Origin of the sequence: Gluconobacter japonicus (assembly GCF_002723975.1) — a bacterium.
GTDB classification, from domain to species: domain Bacteria; phylum Pseudomonadota; class Alphaproteobacteria; order Acetobacterales; family Acetobacteraceae; genus Gluconobacter; species Gluconobacter japonicus.
This window is the reverse complement of sequence record NZ_BEWO01000003.1, coordinates 80,707-97,123: the sequence shown is the minus strand read 5'-3', so window position 1 is coordinate 97,123 and position 16,417 is coordinate 80,707. Positions and strand designations below refer to the sequence as shown.

The window sequence follows — 16,417 nt, the reverse complement described above, 5'->3', positions numbered from 1 at the left end:
TCAGCGCCACTTCAGTATGCGGGAAAGAAAACTGTCTTTCCGAACAATATGCGGCACGATCGGTGACGTATGTCGAACGATTGGATCAGGACTTTCCCGCATGGTCAGGCCTGCAAACCGATCCCCGATCGTCCATGCCCCGATGGACGCCGTCACTCCGTCAATACGGTGATCTGCGAATTCCTGATAAATGCGAGGATAGGCACCATAAGTACCATCCTGTGCGCAAATAACTTTTTCTCCGATCATGACACGAACATTTTCGCCGCCTCGGGCGTGTAGGGGCTTTTCAACATAAGGTCCGGGACGCAGAGCGGTGACATCCTGCGGAGAATATCCGGCAGCCAGCAGGTTCGGATGTCCCGGAAAGCGTTTCCAGAGTGCGGGAAGGAGGGCCTTGTTGGATAGCAGGGCCGTCCATGGCGGATTGAGAAACGTGCAGCCACAGTTCTGAAGATGGTGTGCTCCGGGATCGCGAAACATCAGCTCCCAAGGATACATGCGGATCATGCTTCGGACGATCCGACCCTGGTGCAAAAGCTGCCCCTGATGGGTGATGTCCAGATCTTTCAACTCGCAATGAACGGCTTTCATGCCCGCCTGCTGGACCCATTCTCCATAATAGACGGCGTGTGTTGTATCCTCGATATTGTCAGGATACGGGACGATATGAACGATCGGATCGATACGTCCTGTTCGGCGTAATTCCCGCAAATGCTGGATGAGTGTATGGGCCTCCAGTGGGGCATGGTCATGGGGGTGCCCTTTCTGCTGATGCCACATGGTTTGCATCCGTGTGCTTTCGGGCAGGGTGGCAGGCGTATCAGCATTGTATTCGATGAGTTTAAGCTGACCTTTGCACCAGGCCAGGTCAAATCGTCCGATCAGAAATGGATCCTGGCGCCTCCAGGAGGCTCTGATCACATCCTGCACGTGGGCTGGAATATGAAATTCGTTCAGTCCTTCGGGGCGATGGATGGCTTCTGCCACGATATCAAGGCACAACTGATGAAGCGTTTCGGTAACGGATCTTATAAGTGTCAGAGATGACCGATCAAACTCGTACCGAACGTCTTCCCGCCAGGCGAAGCTGCCATCGGCATTTTTATAGTAGTGATATCCGAGACGATCCGCCTGTGACATCCAGTCTGGGCGGGCTTCAGAAAAGCGACGGTGGATGCGAGGCATCAGAGAAGACTACTCGCCACCGCCGCCCGAGTGGCCTCCGGCGCTTTCCCCAAAACCTGCATGGCCGGCAGACTCTGCTTCAGCTTCTCCATGACCCGAAGAGGGGCCATTCCTGTCATTTGGTGAACGACGGTAGTAAAAACCGTGGCCGCTGGAACTCCCGTGGTTACGGCAATCATCCGGGCGTTTCTCTGGATCGGGGGACTGGCAGGGATCAGGCCGGGCGGCCGAAGTAGGCATCGCTCTATGATGCGGTGACATGATGGCGTTGAGTAGAGCAAAGGAAAGTAAAAAGACTGTACCCAATACTGTGAGGATTACGCCTTTTTTCATCGTTTACTGCTACCCATTGTCATTGTCTGTAACATAGTAGAAGGGCGATGCAGGGCAAAAGCAAGATCTATCAAAAAATATTCTTCAAGTTCCCGGAACGTGGTCGTGCACTCTCATGGTGACCACGTCCCGAATTATACTGCCCAGCAGAACAGCCTGTTTTTAATGTTTGGCAGAGGAGCGAATGAAGGACTGAATTTGGGACGCAATATCTCTTTGTCTGGCATCAAGAAGGCGCTTCAGATGACCTGTACTGTCTATAAGGGCAACCGCGGGGATCTGAGTGACTCCAAATGTGTCAAACGCCAGTCCATCTGTGTCGAGAACTACAGGGAGTTCCGGGCCGAGGAGGGTCTGATAAGCGGGTAAATCTGAGAGTTCCGTCCAGAGATGGGCAGCAACTGCAGTCCATTTCAGGTGATGATCCTGCGCCAGTGTCTGAAGGGTGATGCGGGCGCGTTTGCAGGCTTGGGCAGTTTCGGGCTCGACAGTGTTCAGATAGCTTTCACACCAAGTTGCACCAAAGAATATCGCCTGTGGAACACGCGAATTGTTGGATACGAGGTTTGTTGCATGACCTGTAGCATCTGGCAGGTCGATGTGAGGTACTTTCTGGCCAATCTGTAAAGACGTGCGGTGTTGCGTCGTGGAAAGCTGGATTTTATCCGTGCTGCGTGGAGTGTTCACAACCTTTTCCAGAGCGGTCTCAAGGGCAGCGCCATCCTGATGGTCGACATAGGCAATACGGCCGTTGCGATCAATCAGCACATGCAAAGGGGTCGCTTTGATGTGCAGCCAGTTGCTGAGGCTTCCATCATCCATGACTACAGGCATTGTCAGGCCGGCATGTTCGGCAAAAGTCGCGACTTTGTTGCGGTTTTCTCCGAACCCGACATCCACGGCGATAATATGGATGCGATCTTTGTAAGTGCCGTAGAGTTTTTCAAATCCCGGCATCTGAGCGCGGCAGGGAATGCAGTAGGTGGCCCAGAGTTTCAAATAAACAGGCTGACGTCCGTAAAAGCGGGAGAGGTCGATGTCTTGTCTATCAAGGGTTTTAAGAAGAAGTGCAGGAGCAGGTTTGCCGATCAAGGATGAGAGGTGAGGATCTTCTGCGATGTAGGCCGGGCTGTCCGGGGAAGGTTGGTCCTTTGGCGGTGGAAGAGGTGTCGCGAAGGCGGCCTGAGCAGAGACCCCAAGGACCGAGGCAAGGAAGAGGGATGCAAATCCAGGAAAAAATGACAAACTTCAGGCTTCCGAAAAGCAAAAAGACTGTCATCGGAATTTTGGCAGCTTATGCAAGGTACAAGGCTTCGGAATGTCGGATATGTGACCGGGGTTTAAGGCACATCGTCAAAAAACTGGATCGGGAAGCGATCTATTTAGGTGGCCCCGCCGTTCAGCGGGGCCAGAGCTTATGATGCAGAAGTTTGTAGGAACATTCCTTTGAGGAATCAGTCCTGTTTCAGGACGCCGCAGAGCGCGCGCGCACCAGAACCCCCGATCGGCTGGCTTTTATAATCATCGGCTTGTGCGTGAATAACAACGGAGCTTCCGTCAGCATCCAGAAGGGTTGGACGACCAGAAGCGCCTTTGAGAGACACAAAAGTCGAATAGATCTCTGCTGAAGCAGTGCCGTCTGCTGCTGCGTGAATATTTGTCAGATCACCAGAATCGTTGGCATCGGCATTGAGAATACCGTGAACGACGGATTTTTCCGTATGAACATGAGCGCCTGCGCTGGTGAACTTGGGAATACCGCAATCGCCCTTTTCGTGGAAATGAATACCGTGCCAGCCAGGAGTGAGGCCTTTGGCCTCGATGTGAAGCAGAACTCCTTTGGGCGCTTCGGTGACCTGAACCGTGCCTGCTGGCTTGCCGCTGGCATCAATGAGGTTTGCGGTTGCTGTTTCGGCAGCGAATGCCATGGACGGGGCTGCGATCAGGCTGGCTGCCAGAAGTGTTGATTTCAGTGTGATCATTGAAAAATTCTTTCCTGATGACAGGCAAAAGGGGTTTCTGTCTTACCCTTGAGGGTGTCGCAAACCAGAATGAATATCAACAACCTTTGCACGGACAGTCTTCTCTTCTTCGCGAGCATTCCAAGAGACGGGCTTGGTTCTTTTCATCGAGGTGGGGCGCATAGCTTTTCAAGCGCGGGTTGCCCGGTGAGAGGGCAGGCTTTTAAAGATGCGAATATGACAAAACGAAAACGGGTTACGGGCCTGTTTCTTTCGTTTTCTTCCTGCCGGAAGCATGGCAGAAGGCGATTTCATCCCACGTGATCGCGTTATCACAATGGTCAGGGAAATTATGCTTTTCAAAACCCTTCCCACGCAGACCATTATTGGTTTGTGCGCACTCTTTGCTTGCACGTTTACAGCCCTGACCAGTGAAGTTGCGCCTGTGGGCCTGCTGATCGACATGGCGCAGGCTTTTCATATCGCTGAAGGTCAGGCAGGGTTGGCTGTCAGTGCCTTTGCCCTGATGGTGGCACTCGGGGCTGTGCCTCTGACAATTCTGACGGTTGCGGTGGATCGCAAGAAGCTGATGCTTCTGTCATTGGGTGGGTATATTCTATCCAATCTGATTGTCGCTCTCGCACCAACATTTCTGATTTTGTGTGCTGGAAGAGCGGTTGGGGGCGTTGCCCATGCCCTGTTGATGTCGATCGTTTCAGCTTACGCTGCGCGGCTTGTGCCTGCGAATATGACCGGTCGGGCGATTTCTTTCGTGTATGGCGGAACGTCTCTGGGCGCTATTCTTGGTGTGCCCGGGGCTGCGGCCATCGGGCATTTTGCTAGCTGGCGAATTGCGATGTTCGTCATGACGGGGCTTGCCGTACTGCTGGCGATTTGTATCGCGTTTTTTCTTCCCCCTGTCGCGCCTACAGGAACAGGCAGCGCACAACTTCCGTCCATTGGGTCTCGCAAGGCAATGCGCGTCTTTCTGGTCGTCGTCGCAATTGATGCGTTGTTCTTTGTGGCTCACAACCTTCTCTATACTTACGTGACCCCCCTTCTTCTTCTGCATGGTTTACCAAAAGCGGCTCTCAGTGTGGCACTTCTTCTGACAGGAGTTGTGAGCATTTCCGGATTGTGGGCAGCTGGACAGGTCGTGGATCGTTGGCCAGCAGCCGGGCTTCTCGGGGGGGGCCTTGCCATGCTGGTGGGCATGGGGCTGATGTCCGGGCATATTGTGACTGGGTGGGTGGCTGTTGCTTCCGTTGGTCTGTGGTGTACGGGATATTCGGCCATCATTCCTTTTGTTATGTCCGGAGCGATCCGCGCCCGGGCGACGCGCCCCGATGTTGCTGGTGCCGCCATCAATGGAGCCAGTAATCTTGGTATTCTTCTGGGGTCTGCTCTGGGAGGACAGATCCTGACATGGAGTGGCTTTAATATCCTGACGCCTCTCGCTGTAGGCGTGGCGTTGGCGGCAATCCTGTTGGCTGTGTTCAGCCCGGATGCTTTTCCCCGTATTCTGCATCCGCACGAAGATGACGCATCATCCTGAAACAGAAATGGGGGCTGGACATGTGGTCCAACTCCCATTTTTTAGGTGGTCCAGTCTGAGAAGACTGGTTCTTCCACTATCAGAATGCCGTAGACAATGTGCCGATCATAGCGAAGGGCGGCATGATGTAATACGTTGGGTTCGCGTCTGCGCTGATCTTGTGGCCGTAAACGCCAGTGGTGGCGCGGGCATTGTTTGCGAAGTAATAGACGCCGCCCAGCTTGTACTGGCCCGTCAGGTTCGAGAAGTTCAGCTTGAACGTCGGGGACTGGGCGATGAAGAACTTCGGCAGATGGTAGCCCAGCGTCAGGGAGTCCGAGAAGTAGGACGGCATATACTGATCGTTCATGAAGGATGAGGCCTGCTTGGACGTATAGTGTACGCTCGCATTCAGGAAGAACGGGCCTTCGTTGTAGGTCAGGCCCACGCTACCTGAGAACTTCGGCGACATGACGGCTGTCTTGCCTTTGGTGCGCAGATAATCAACAGATCCGTCATCAGCCGTTGTCTGAAGGTTGTTGTCCATCGTCGTGTGCAGATACTCGAATGCGAAGTACGGGCGGAAACGATGGAATAGCGGACGGGTGGAGAGCATGACGTCTACACCGCGAATGGTCTCTCCGCCGGCATTCATTGTCTGGCTGACCTGCACGTCATTGCTGAAGACGGTCGTGGAAAGCAGACGGTTGGAGACGTTCATGTTGAAGAAACTGATATCCGCCAGAAACAGATCGTCGTTGTAGCGGTAGCCCAGTTCTTCCTTGATGGAATACTGAGGTTTCACATTCGCGCCGGACGTCGTCATCACGCCGCTGCTCGTGCTGTAGCGGGAAATCAGGTTGATGGGGGACGGAGCGCGGAAGTCCCCTTCAGCATTGATGTAAAACTGATGATGGGGCGCAAAATTGTACGACCATGAAAAGCGCGGTGTTGGAGAGACATAAGTGTGGTTGCTGTGGCTTGCTGTGCTTGGCAGATAATCCTGCGATTCCAGTGTCATGGACGTAACCTTGATACCGCCAGTGACCGACATCTTGTGGTTCAGCAGATGGACCGTGTCTTCCAGAAAGCCGGAGTTCAGGCTGTAGGAGCCAAGATAATCCACGGAGTAGTAGATACTCCCGCTAGTCGTGCGGTAGTAGGCGGACTTGTCTGTATCGGATGGCTGCGCACCGGTTGTCTGGTTCATCTTGGAGAGGGGGGTGCGCAGGGAATAGCGATATTCCTCATGCCAGTAGCCAATCTGTCCATCGTTGTTTTCGGAGTGCCACCCCAGTGCGGCCACGATGCCTCCCTGCTGGGTGACAGACATGGAGTTTGTGGATACCGCTGCACGCGTTGATGTGCTGATCTTGCCATCTCCGTTCAGGTCAACCCGCTGAAGGGCCGTTCCTGCGTAAGTGCGCCCTTCCTGCATGCGGGATGCACTGTTCAGCGTGATGTCCGAGCGTTCGTAGTAAGGCGAGATATTCAGCGTGAAGGTGTTGTTCAACGCGAATTTCATGGGAGCGGAGATATAGAACTGGTCTTTATCTGTCCCGCGGACGCCATAATAATTGCCCGGAGAAGCCGCGTTGAACTGAGCCGTATAGTTCAGTGGGGTCGAGACGGGCCGACCATGCTTGTCATTCTGGAAGTTGGCGAGCGTCGGGTAGCGGTTCAGATAGTATTCAGAGTGATTGTAGCCTGCAAAAAGGTCAATGGAACTGCGGTTGCCGATCAGCTTCTGGGCACGGAAATCCATGTGCTTGCGGTCACTGTCGCCCGAACCACGCCATGCGTCAGAATGTGTGTTGGAGAAGGAAGCGTAACTGGTGATACCCGTGTGGCCGATCTCGCCGCTATCAATGCGGAGGAAGCCGCGCGTCCGGTTAAAGGAGCCGTAGCTGCCGGAGATCAGACCACCAAATTTTTTGGAAGGAGCGCGCGTCGTAATGCTCAGGGCGCCGGCACCAGCAGAGGTGAGAGGATCTTCTACAGAGATGGAGCCCGGGCTCATGCTTTCCGAAGAGATGTTGTTGCTGTCGATGTAATTCTGGATGAAGTTCGACGCGGAGGATGTGCCACCATTTGCGATAGGCATGCCATTCAGCAGGATACCGATATCGTTGTCATAGAGGCCGCGGCTCTGCATCGACCCGCCCTCGTTTCCGCTGGGATCAGGGGTGGTAATGTTGACGCTTGGCAGGTTGGAGATCAGATCCAGAGGGCTGCTCGTCGGGCTCTGCATCTCAATGTAATTCTGCGTCACGGTCTGTATGGAACGCGCGGCTGTTTCAGCGCGCATCATGCCCCCGCCAGGCTGGTGGCGCGTGCCTGTGACGCTGATGGATTCCTTTCCGGCTTCAACAGTCCTAGTGTTGTGAGGCTTGTGTCTGGTGGGTTCTGTCGTGGGAGCGGTGGCTGCATGGGCGGCTGGTATCAGAACAGACAGGCCACTCAGGAATGTTGCGGCTGCCAGAGCTTTCTTTCCCTGCCCGAAAAGAGCGTTAAGCGGAACGGATGTTCCGGAACGACGGGAACGCAGGGAAAAGGAAGCACAGGAAGGCATGGTGAGGACTCGTTTTGCAGGATAACAACGCTTCGATAGCGTTATGAATTGGGTAAACTAAGATAAAGGAGATAATTATAAGAACATTCCAAAGAAAAAATTGATAGTTTCAATTTTTGTCAGGGAAATTCTGATGTTCAGGGCGTGCGGCGGTCCAGCAACGACCGTGCCGAGAGGACGCTGATGAACGAGATGATCGCTGTCAGGATCATATAGAGAGCCGGGACATGAGAGAGTCCGGTCCAGGACAGAAGCGCCGCGTTTGTGAGGGGGGCTAGACCGCCGAACAGCACAACGCCGAAAGAATATCCCATCGTCAGGCCGCGCCCTCTGCGCTCACTTGGGAAGAGCTGGCCGATGAAGCCGTCTAGAGCAGCGAAATAGAACAGTCCGCTCAGGTTGAACAGAAGGGGCATGAGCAGAACTGTTGCAGGAACGGTTTTGATTAACTGGAAGGCAGGAATCGGCAGAAGTGTCAGTAAGGCGCAGGACCAGAGCATTGGTCTGACACTGTGTGTTCTGTCAAAACGGTCTGCCAGCTTCCATCTCAGCGGGGTGAAGAGAAGTTGACCACCATATGTGAGTAAAGGGGCCAACGATGTGCTGAGACCGGATAGGCTGTACTGACTGCGGGCATAATGAGGCATGTAAAGCCCCAGATACGTAATGCCGCTACCAAGCGCGACAGAGCCCATGATGAGGGCTGTCCGGAGAAGTGTATCGGGTTGCAGGAATGGTGTCGGTGCAGAGTAGGGGCGGGCTGGTATTTCGGAGTTTTCCGGCTTCAGCATCATGCGCAGGATCAGGCCGCTTATTCCTGCCATAGCACCCAGACCCGTTGCGATCCTGAAGCCAAACATATCGAATATCGCAGGGGAGAGCGTCAGTTGGAGGGCTAAAACGACGATTGCGGCGCAGAGTGAAGCCGTGATCTGCCCTATAGCCTGCCAGCTTGCGGCCCGGGCTTCATGTCTGGGCGCGTGTTCGATCAGATAGGATGTAGCGCTTCCGAATTCGCCGCCCAGCGAAAAGCCATGAAGCAGTCTGGCCAGGATGATCAGGGCGGGAGCGGCGATACCGATGTCCTGATAGGATGGCGTCAGGGTGATGAGCAGACTGCCTATAGCCATCAGGAGAATGCAGACCATCATTGTGGAGACGCGGCCGCGTCTGTCTGCGTAATTTCCAAGAATAATGGCGCCGAGCGGCCTCGCCAGAAGAGTTAGGCCAAACGTAGCGAGGGACAGCCCAATCTGGGATAGCGGCCAGTTGTCTGGGAAAAATGTACGGCCTATCGACGCTGAAAAATACGCATAAATGACGAAGTCATAATACTCGATGATATTGCCGATAATGGAGGCAATCACCGCCTGATTGGGTTTGCGTGATGGCCATGCGCCTTTCATCCGGCGTGCGGACTATTGAGAGACTGGATCAGGAACTGGATGAACGACCGCAGCGTCGGGGCACTGTAGCGCTCCTTGTGATACAGCAGATAAATCGGGCGGGAAGGGAGTGTATAATCCGGGAGCAGAGCTGTGAGTTTGCCTTCCCGGATGTCTTCCCGGACCAGATCGGACGGTAACATGGCAATGCCCATGCCTGACAGGGCTGCCCGTCGCATGGCTTGTGTGTTGTTGAACAGCCCTTTGCGCTGCATCTCGACAGCGACATGCCCCTGCGGACCTTCAAAATGCCACTCACGCCGTGCCCAGTGCCAGGGGGAAGTGGGCGTGTACGAGAAGGCAAGAGCATCGTGTGCGGCAAGCTGGTGTGGGGACAGAAGCTCTTCGCGTCGGGCGAGATAGGCAGGCGAGGCACAGAGCGTCATCGTGTAATCGGCCAGTCGACGGCAGATCAGGGAAGAGGGTTCCGGCACTCCCAGACGGATGGCAATGTCAAACTTCTCATGGGTCAGATCGACGCTGCGCTCTGTCAGGACAAGGTCTACGTCAACCGCGGGATGTTCGTTCAGATAGGCTGCAATGCAGGGCGTAATGCTTTGCGTGCCGTAAGTGACGGGTGCGGTGATGCGGAGCGTCCCTGCGGGAAGGCTCTGGGCAGCTTCGGCCATACGCTCGGTTTCGTCGAGCATGCTGAGAATTTTCTGGCATTTGGCGAAATAGACTGACCCAAAGGCCGTCAGGCTCTGGCGTCTGGTTGTGCGGCGCAACAGGCTGGTGCCAAGCCGCTCTTCAAGAAGGCGCACATAGTTTCCCACCATTGTGGGGGAGATGCCGCAACGCTCTGCGGCGGCGGTCATGCTTCCTGTTTCGACGACGGCAATAAAGGTCGTCATGGCCTGGAAAACGTTCATTGCAAACCGAAGGTTGATAATTATCGCACTATAACAGCATTTATCGGGAAGATCTAAGACCGTAACGGTTTGATAGAGATTCCCCTCCCAGAAACTGAAGGTTGATAGTGTCCATGCGTATCAGAAGTGCGGCTCTCTCCCAAAGAAAGGTTTATGCCCGGACCTCTGGTCTTGTGGGACTGCTGGGAGCAACCGCGCTGGGCCTGAGTGCATGCGCGCATCATCTGCCGCCTGTGTCTTCTGTCGCGCAGCCATCCGTCGCCAGCACATTCATGGCTGCGACAGCCAATCCCATGGCGTCCAGAGCGGCTTCGGATGTATTGGCGAAAGGGGGGAGTGCTGTGGATGCCGCCATTGCGGCACAGATGGTTCTGGCTGTGGTGGAACCGCAGGCATCTGGCCTTGGTGGAGGGTCGACCATCCTGTATTGGGATCGGGGTGCAGGGAGCCTGAGTTTTTTTGATGGCCTGGCCAGCGCACCGATGCGGATGCCGCGTGATTTCATGCATGACCAGAATGGCGTTCGTATTCCGGAAGCCAAGCTTCAGCGGAGCGGGCGTGTCGTTGGCGTTCCTGGCACACTGCGGACATTAGCCCTGCTGCATGACCGTTACGGCAAGCTTCCATGGGCGGATCTGTTCCAGCCTGCGATTGCTGCGGCTCGTGATGGTTTTCCGCTGGCAGGCTATCTCCATCTCGTTCTGACCGAGCGCCCTGAACTGGCCCATGAACCGCAGTTTGCAGCCTATTTCGATGCAGAGGGGCAGCCTCTCCCGAAAGGGACGCTTCTGCATAATGCAGCTCTGGCAGGAACATTGGAGCAGGTGGCCAGGCAGGGAGCCGAGTATTTCTACACGGGTGATTTTGCGAAAAAGCTGTCAGCAGCGGTGGCCAGTGGCCCATACCCCGGCACACTGACCCCGGCAGACCTGAAGGCTTACAAGGTTCATGAACGCACGCCGTTGTGCGTGACGGCGTTCAATCGTCGGATCTGTTCTTCCGCTTTGCCAGTTGCTGGTGGATTGTCCGTATTGCAGCAACTGGCCATTCTGGATCGGTTGAAGATTGGCCAGTATGCGCCGGGCAGCGTTGAAGCTGCGCATCTGCTTCTGGAAGCCTCCCGTCTGGCTGAAGCTGACCGGCGCAAATATGCCGCTGATCCGGACTATACTCGTGTCGATACGGCTGCGCTTCTTGATCCGTCTTATCTGGATGGCCGCGCAGCGCTGGTCGCGAAGGGACAGGCTGCGGATCGTGTGACGGCAGGGACGCTCAAGGGAACGCTGGCGCTTCTGCCATCCTCCGACCCGATGACCGTACCAGCCACGACGCATCTTTCCATCCGTGATGCGTCTGGCAATGCGCTCTCTTTCACGACGACGATCAACCTCAATTTCGGTTCGGATATTGTTGTGGATGGCGTGGTGCTGAACAATGCCATTACGAATTTTGCCAGCCATCCTTTTGTGAACGGCTATCCTGCCGCGAATATTGCAGCACCGGGAAAGCGCCCCATCACCACGATGTCGCCGACGATCGTCTTCGGACAAAACGGTCAGCCTGAAGTGATTGTCGGGGCAGGGGGCGGTGCGCGGATCATTGATTCCGTTGTGCAGACGCTGGTGGGGTATCTCGCCTGGGGGCAGAATATCCGTACCGCGATCGAGCAGCCCCGTATCGGTGCCCAGAACCATGCCGAGGAACTTGAACAGGGGACGTCTGCTGCCGGGCTGGCCTCGGCGCTGAGTGCCATGGGACATCACCCCAAAATCGACGTCATGAACGCAGCCGTTCAGGGCATTACCATCAGCCCCGAGGGCCTCAAGGGCTGGGGCGACCCGCACCGTGACGGCGTTGCCGTCGGTCAGTAATATCTGCCTCGATCTGCTGGAGACACTCATGAAGCTTTCACTCCGTTCGGCGCTTTGCGCTGCAACCCTTCTATCCCTCTCGGCCTGTGCGACACCGTCCCAGCCGGAAAAGCCGCAGGTGGCTGTCGAGGTTGACCGGGATCTTGGGGATGGTGGGGTTAGTGATTTCTACACACCTCCCGCGCAGATGCCTGCAACGGTTGGTCAGATGATCCGCACGCAGGACATCACAGACCGTCCGTTGCCGGAAAACGCCGCCAAGGCTGTGCGGACACTCTACACGTCCATCAGTGGCGTGAATGCGCCCGATTCAGTGACGGTCTCCGGGCAGATCATTTTCCCAAAAGGAACACCGTCGAAGGGTGGATGGCCGGTTGTGGCATGGGAACACGGCACAACTGGTATTGCGGATATCTGCGCGCCCTCCTGGAGAGGCTATCTGTCGCGTGACCGCGCCTATCTGGATCACTGGCTGAAGGCTGGTTTCGCGGTCGTCGCTAGTGATTATCAGGGTTTGGGAACGCCGGGCCCGCATCCGTATCTGATGTATCGTCCGGAAGGCTACAGTGTTCTGAATGGCCTGCGGGCTGCGCTGGCGCAGTACAAGGGGACGCTTCAGAACCGCATTATTCTGGTGGGGCAGTCACAGGGTGGTGGTGCAGCACTCGGAACGGCCTGGCTGGCTCCCCAATATGCGCCGGATCTGCATGTGGTTGGGACTGTGGCAACCGGCGTCGTGACGCAGTTCAAGCTGCCTGAGCATCCGAAGCACACGCCTCTGCCGCGCCTGAACGTGGAGCCGCCTCACATGGCTGCGGCGTTCGGGATCCTCACGGTCGAAGGGTCGCGCAAGAGCCTGCATCCGGAAGTCGATGTTCGTGCGAACATGACGGAGAAGGGCAAGGACCTGTCGCATCAGGCCCGTCAGTCCTGTCTTGGCGATCTGTTTCGCTATACGGAAGCGCACGATATTACGGAAGACAATGCCTATGCGGGGGATACATCCCGGCTTGAGGCAGATTTTCAGGATGCCTTCACGATCCCTGATGCTCACATGACCATGCCGGTGTTTGTTGGCACGGGACTTGCGGACAACGAAGCCGGTGTGGCCCAGCAGTATAATGCCGTTGCTGCCATGTGTGATGCCGGGACGAACGTGACGTGGAAGACCTATTCGGGGTTGACCCATAACGGTGCCGTCAACGGTTCTGCTGAAGATTCCGTTCCGTTTGCATTGGCGCTTCTGAAAGGACATCATCCGAAAGGAAACTGCGGGACGATCAAACCCGTTTCCACAGTGGAGAAGGCGCTGCCGGGAATTCGCTGGAACAACTGAGAACTCTGTCGGCATAAACGTTTTCGCCGCAGAGGAGGGAGACGGGTATGCCGACGCTTGAAATCTGTGTTGAAGATGCCGTCGGCCTGCGGACGGCACAGCGTCCCGGAGTGACGCGCATTGAACTTTGTTCTGCTCTGGCACTCGGTGGCCTGACCCCTTCTGCGGGACTGATGCGTCTGGCAGGCCAGTCCACAGTGCCGGTCTATGCCATGATCCGTCCGAGAGAGGGCGGCTTCGTGTTTACCGCTGAAGAAATCGATCAGATGCTGGCGGATATTGATGCGGCTCGTGCTGCAGGTCTGGCAGGGGTCGTTCTCGGTGCATGTACGAGCGATCGTATCCTTGATGTGCAGACGTTGAAGCTGCTGTCTGATGCATGTGGCGGCATGGGACGAACACTTCATCGCGTTTTCGATCTTACACCCAATCCACTGACGGCAGTTGATCAGGCAGTCGATCTGGGGTTCGAGCGTATTCTGACGTCTGGTCAGGCGGTGATTGCGCCCAAGGGGCAGTCTGTTCTGAAGAACATTGTGAATCATTCGGCTGGCCGTATTGAGATTATGGCGGGCAGCGGTGTGCGTGTCGGGAATGTCCGGGAGCTGGTTCAGGAAACGGGCGTCACGGCCATCCATGCATCGTGCCGGGGGCCATCGGTGGGTCAGGCCTGCCGCGTCTGGGAACTGGGGTTCGGGCGTCTTGCGTCAAGAACCAGCGGTAAGATCATTGACCAAATGCTGGCTATTCTGGCGGAGGATGCAGAGCTTCCTGTGGCATAATGCGCTCAGGGATGTTTTCTAAGGGCTGCCTGAAGCTGGAGCGGAGTGTTGGTCACCAGAATATCAATGGGCAGGGACCGTGCATGCTGTGCGCCCTCTTCTGGGGACATGATGTCTGTCACGGCAGTTGGTCCCAGAAGATCCGTTATGATGATGGCTCCGGCCTGATGCGCTATTCTGAATAAAGACGGTTTTGAGGTCTTTGGAATATAAGCTGCGAACCGGCGGTGTCCTGCAATTTGGCGGTAAGTTGCGAGGTCATCTGGTGTTGTGACCAGCACGGAGATCAAGGCATCCGGATCAGCTTTGAAGGCCTCGCGGGCCTGCTTCTCCTGAAATGTGAGAACGACCACCCGGTCTGAAAGGTGCTGGCGCCGGACAGGTTTCAGAGCATCAGCAGGAGGAACATCTTTGATATCCAACATCAGAAGGACGTCTGGCGTTCTGCCGGCCCAGTCAAGCACAGCATCATAGGCTGGAATTTGCTCCTGTGTTGGACCAGAGGCGTTTTTCAGGAGCAGTTTGTGAACATCTGCCGGGTTGAGTGCCGCAAGAGGACCATGTCCCGTTGTGGTGCGATCCACGTTCTGGTCGTGTAGCAGGACAATTCGGCCACTGGCATCCTTCGCCAGATCAATTTCCATCATGAACGGGCCGACCTGACGTGTGCGGCGCATCTGGCTCAGGCTATTTTCGGTTTCCGATGGATCAGTCCAGCCTCGATGGGCACAGATCAGGGGAGGTGGCGTTGTCAGAACAGCTTGCAAGGACTGAGCCATGGCAGTGGGCACGACCGACAGGGCTGTTATCGCCACAACTCCGTTGAAGATGACATTTCGGCGCTTCATGACGGAAACCTTGGTAAAAAGACGTGCCGGAAAGAGAAGTCATGGTTCCCCTGAACGCCCGTTCTGGTCAGGGTCAGTCGGAGCCACTAGAATGTGAGTTGAATAGTCTTAGGGAAAGATCCGGAATGACCTCATCCGTCGTGCTATATGGCATCAAGGCCTGCGATACCATGAAGAAGGCGCGCGCATGGTTGGAAGAGCGGGCTATTCCGTACACTTTCAATGACTATAAAAAGGAAGGGATTTCGGAAGACATCCTGAACGCCTGGATCTCTCAGGTTGGCTGGACCAGTCTGCTCAACAAGGCTGGCACGACGTTCCGTAAACTGTCTCCTGAACAAAAGGACGATCTGACGGAAGAACGCGCTGTTGCCCTGATGCTGGCACAACCTTCCATGATCAAGCGTCCAGTTCTGACACGCGACGGAACGGTTCTGCGTATCGGGTTCCGCCCCGCAGATTATGAAGAGACGTTTGCGGCCTGAAGCCGGAAAGATCAGAGCATCAGGTTGAGAGCTCTGATCTTGCGGTGAAGGGTTGAGCGGCTGATCCCCAGTGTGCGTGCGGCAGCACTGATATTGCCTTGTGTGGTTGCTAACGCGGAACGGATGACGTGGACCTCTGCTTTACGGAAGCTGAGTTCATCTTCTGAGTCCAGGAAGCTCATAAGAGCGGGCAGATGTTCCAGTTCCCCTTCTGGCCAATGCATTCGCACACGACTGGAATGTGTGGCACCCCGAACATGTCCGTCCCGGTCCAGGGCCACAAGGGGCGTGGAGCTTTCTGTGGCAAGGCCGAGCGTAATGATGGTGTCGTTCGGGAAAAACTCCCGGAAGAGTTTCTCTTCGATCTGACGAGCCGTGGTGATCATGGTTTCCATCAGAAGGCCTGAGAATGGCATGATGTCATTACCTGCAAACGAGCAGATATTCAGGACACCAGCCAGCTTGCCATTGGCATTGTAGAGCGGAGAGGCAATTCCAGTCAGATTGCGGAAGCACAGACGCCAGTGCTGGCTTTGTAACACCATGACCGGCCTTTTCTCCTGCAGGCAGGTGCCGATGCTGTTTGTCCCGGCATTTTCCTCGTCCCACAGAGCTCCGGCCTGAAAGCCCCAGCGACGGCAGCCCGTCAGATCATCCCGACTTGTCTGCCGGGACAGCACGACACCATTGGCATCCGCCAGCATGACGGTGAAACCGAGCGCCATGACCAGCGAGTGCAGGCGCTCCATTTCCGGCAGGGCGTGCTGGATCAGCAGGCGGGTTCGATTGCTGATGAAGCGGAGTTCAGGCGCGCTGAGAAGGCGTGTTTCCCAACGTTCTGCAGGGTCGAGGTTATAATTGGTCGAACAACGATCCCATGAGTCGGAAAGGCCGGGCTGTGGAGTCATTCTGTTCATGATGAGCCTCCAACGTGCCCAACTGTCCCAAAACTGCGACAGGTGCGAGGGATGCAGTCACATTCGGGTGAAAGTTGCGTGATTGAGGATAGCCCCCGGACTGTCCCAGCGGGAACAAGGCAACGAGAGCGTAAGCCGGACCAGATGCTGTTGCTTCCCCAGGAGGTTCCAAATCTGTGAAGGCTCTCACTTTTCTTACGAAACGCTTTGAGCAGGGGGATGGGTTCATGGATGAGAAAAAAGCTTTTCACGGCAATCATCCGGTCAGCAGGC

The 16,417-nt window shown here is 55.7% G+C and carries 13 protein-coding genes; 5 read left to right on the top strand and 8 right to left on the bottom strand.

Translation table 11 applies throughout. The features are described 5' to 3' along the window. The 3 genes from GJA01_RS02945 to sodC all read right to left on the bottom strand — a co-directional run bounded on the left by GJA01_RS02945 (window position 1) and on the right by sodC (window position 3,503). On the bottom strand, window positions 1-1,188 hold the full coding sequence (locus GJA01_RS02945) for a glutathionylspermidine synthase family protein (protein WP_062504780.1): 1,188 nt from the start codon (window positions 1,186-1,188) through the stop codon (window positions 1-3). 495 nt (window positions 1,189-1,683) lie between these two features. Next, window positions 1,684-2,766 (bottom strand): TlpA family protein disulfide reductase, encoded by a 1,083-nt coding sequence (locus GJA01_RS02935; protein WP_062504785.1) that lies wholly within the window; start codon window positions 2,764-2,766, stop codon window positions 1,684-1,686. A gap of 209 nt (window positions 2,767-2,975) precedes the next feature. After that, window positions 2,976-3,503, bottom strand: a complete 528-nt coding sequence (sodC, locus tag GJA01_RS02930) for a superoxide dismutase[Cu-Zn] (protein ID WP_010504251.1) — start codon at window positions 3,501-3,503, stop codon at window positions 2,976-2,978. 331 nt (window positions 3,504-3,834) lie between these two features. On the opposite strand from sodC, the gene GJA01_RS02925 reads away from it, so the two are divergent. Next, window positions 3,835-5,037 carry an MFS transporter gene (locus GJA01_RS02925; RefSeq protein WP_062504901.1) on the top strand — a complete coding sequence of 401 codons (1,203 nt, stop codon included), beginning with the start codon at window positions 3,835-3,837 and terminating at the stop codon, window positions 5,035-5,037. Between the two features lie 79 nt (window positions 5,038-5,116). Here GJA01_RS02925 and GJA01_RS02920 read toward each other — a convergent pair whose 3' ends face one another. From GJA01_RS02920 to GJA01_RS02910, 3 genes are all read right to left on the bottom strand, one after another. Next, window positions 5,117-7,588, bottom strand: a complete 2,472-nt coding sequence (locus GJA01_RS02920; RefSeq protein ID WP_062504789.1) for a TonB-dependent receptor — start codon at window positions 7,586-7,588, stop codon at window positions 5,117-5,119. A 137-nt stretch (window positions 7,589-7,725) separates the two neighbouring features. Then, window positions 7,726-8,994 carry an MFS transporter gene (locus GJA01_RS02915; protein ID WP_062504791.1) on the bottom strand — a complete coding sequence of 423 codons (1,269 nt, stop codon included), beginning with the start codon at window positions 8,992-8,994 and terminating at the stop codon, window positions 7,726-7,728. Continuing rightward, the gene (locus GJA01_RS02910; protein WP_253783366.1) at window positions 8,991-9,887 is read right to left on the bottom strand and encodes a LysR family transcriptional regulator; all 897 of its coding nucleotides are present in this window, start codon (window positions 9,885-9,887) and stop codon (window positions 8,991-8,993) included. The genes GJA01_RS02915 and GJA01_RS02910 overlap by 4 nt, the downstream gene beginning before the upstream one ends. A 131-nt stretch (window positions 9,888-10,018) precedes the next feature. Here GJA01_RS02910 and ggt point away from each other — a divergent pair, with 131 nt between their 5' ends. Genes ggt through GJA01_RS02895 form a run of 3 tightly spaced genes read left to right on the top strand, consistent with a single transcriptional unit; the run spans window position 10,019 to window position 13,894 of the window. After that, window positions 10,019-11,776, top strand: coding sequence for a gamma-glutamyltransferase (ggt, locus tag GJA01_RS02905; RefSeq protein WP_062504795.1), 1,758 nt, complete (start codon window positions 10,019-10,021; stop codon window positions 11,774-11,776). 28 nt (window positions 11,777-11,804) lie between these two features. After that, window positions 11,805-13,112 (top strand): lipase family protein, encoded by a 1,308-nt coding sequence (locus GJA01_RS02900; RefSeq protein WP_172794490.1) that lies wholly within the window; start codon window positions 11,805-11,807, stop codon window positions 13,110-13,112. A gap of 47 nt (window positions 13,113-13,159) precedes the next feature. Further along, complete coding sequence (locus GJA01_RS02895) at window positions 13,160-13,894, top strand: copper homeostasis protein CutC (RefSeq protein ID WP_062504798.1); 735 nt, start codon at window positions 13,160-13,162, stop codon at window positions 13,892-13,894. Window positions 13,895-13,899: 5 nt separating this feature from the next. Here GJA01_RS02895 and GJA01_RS02890 read toward each other — a convergent pair whose 3' ends face one another. Next, complete coding sequence (locus GJA01_RS02890) at window positions 13,900-14,742, bottom strand: glycerophosphodiester phosphodiesterase family protein (RefSeq protein WP_062504801.1); 843 nt, start codon at window positions 14,740-14,742, stop codon at window positions 13,900-13,902. Window positions 14,743-14,867: 125 nt separating this feature from the next. On the opposite strand from GJA01_RS02890, the gene GJA01_RS02885 reads away from it, so the two are divergent. Continuing rightward, a complete protein-coding gene (locus tag GJA01_RS02885; protein WP_062504802.1) occupies window positions 14,868-15,227 on the top strand; it encodes an ArsC family reductase in 360 nt (119 codons plus the stop codon). Window positions 15,228-15,238: 11 nt separating this feature from the next. Here GJA01_RS02885 and GJA01_RS02880 read toward each other — a convergent pair whose 3' ends face one another. Next, window positions 15,239-16,144 carry a helix-turn-helix domain-containing protein gene (locus tag GJA01_RS02880; protein ID WP_023943676.1) on the bottom strand — a complete coding sequence of 302 codons (906 nt, stop codon included), beginning with the start codon at window positions 16,142-16,144 and terminating at the stop codon, window positions 15,239-15,241. Window positions 16,145-16,417 lie beyond the last annotated feature (273 nt).

What these genes read in the sequence shown, in the direction of transcription:
- ggt (WP_062504795.1), top strand. Translation starts at nt 10,019, where the DNA reads ATGCGTATCAGAAGTGCGGCTCTCTCCCAAAGAAAGGTTTATGCCCGG.
- GJA01_RS02945 (WP_062504780.1), bottom strand. Translation starts at nt 1,188, where the DNA reads ATGCCTCGCATCCACCGTCGCTTTTCTGAAGCCCGCCCAGACTGGATG.
- GJA01_RS02890 (WP_062504801.1), bottom strand. Translation starts at nt 14,742, where the DNA reads ATGAAGCGCCGAAATGTCATCTTCAACGGAGTTGTGGCGATAACAGCC.
- GJA01_RS02925 (WP_062504901.1), top strand. Translation starts at nt 3,835, where the DNA reads ATGCTTTTCAAAACCCTTCCCACGCAGACCATTATTGGTTTGTGCGCA.
- GJA01_RS02910 (WP_253783366.1), bottom strand. Translation starts at nt 9,887, where the DNA reads ATGACGACCTTTATTGCCGTCGTCGAAACAGGAAGCATGACCGCCGCC.
- GJA01_RS02920 (WP_062504789.1), bottom strand. Translation starts at nt 7,588, where the DNA reads ATGCCTTCCTGTGCTTCCTTTTCCCTGCGTTCCCGTCGTTCCGGAACA.
- GJA01_RS02880 (WP_023943676.1), bottom strand. Translation starts at nt 16,144, where the DNA reads ATGAACAGAATGACTCCACAGCCCGGCCTTTCCGACTCATGGGATCGT.
- sodC (WP_010504251.1), bottom strand. Translation starts at nt 3,503, where the DNA reads ATGATCACACTGAAATCAACACTTCTGGCAGCCAGCCTGATCGCAGCC.
- GJA01_RS02895 (WP_062504798.1), top strand. Translation starts at nt 13,160, where the DNA reads ATGCCGACGCTTGAAATCTGTGTTGAAGATGCCGTCGGCCTGCGGACG.
- GJA01_RS02900 (WP_172794490.1), top strand. Translation starts at nt 11,805, where the DNA reads ATGAAGCTTTCACTCCGTTCGGCGCTTTGCGCTGCAACCCTTCTATCC.
- GJA01_RS02915 (WP_062504791.1), bottom strand. Translation starts at nt 8,994, where the DNA reads ATGAAAGGCGCATGGCCATCACGCAAACCCAATCAGGCGGTGATTGCC.
- GJA01_RS02885 (WP_062504802.1), top strand. Translation starts at nt 14,868, where the DNA reads ATGACCTCATCCGTCGTGCTATATGGCATCAAGGCCTGCGATACCATG.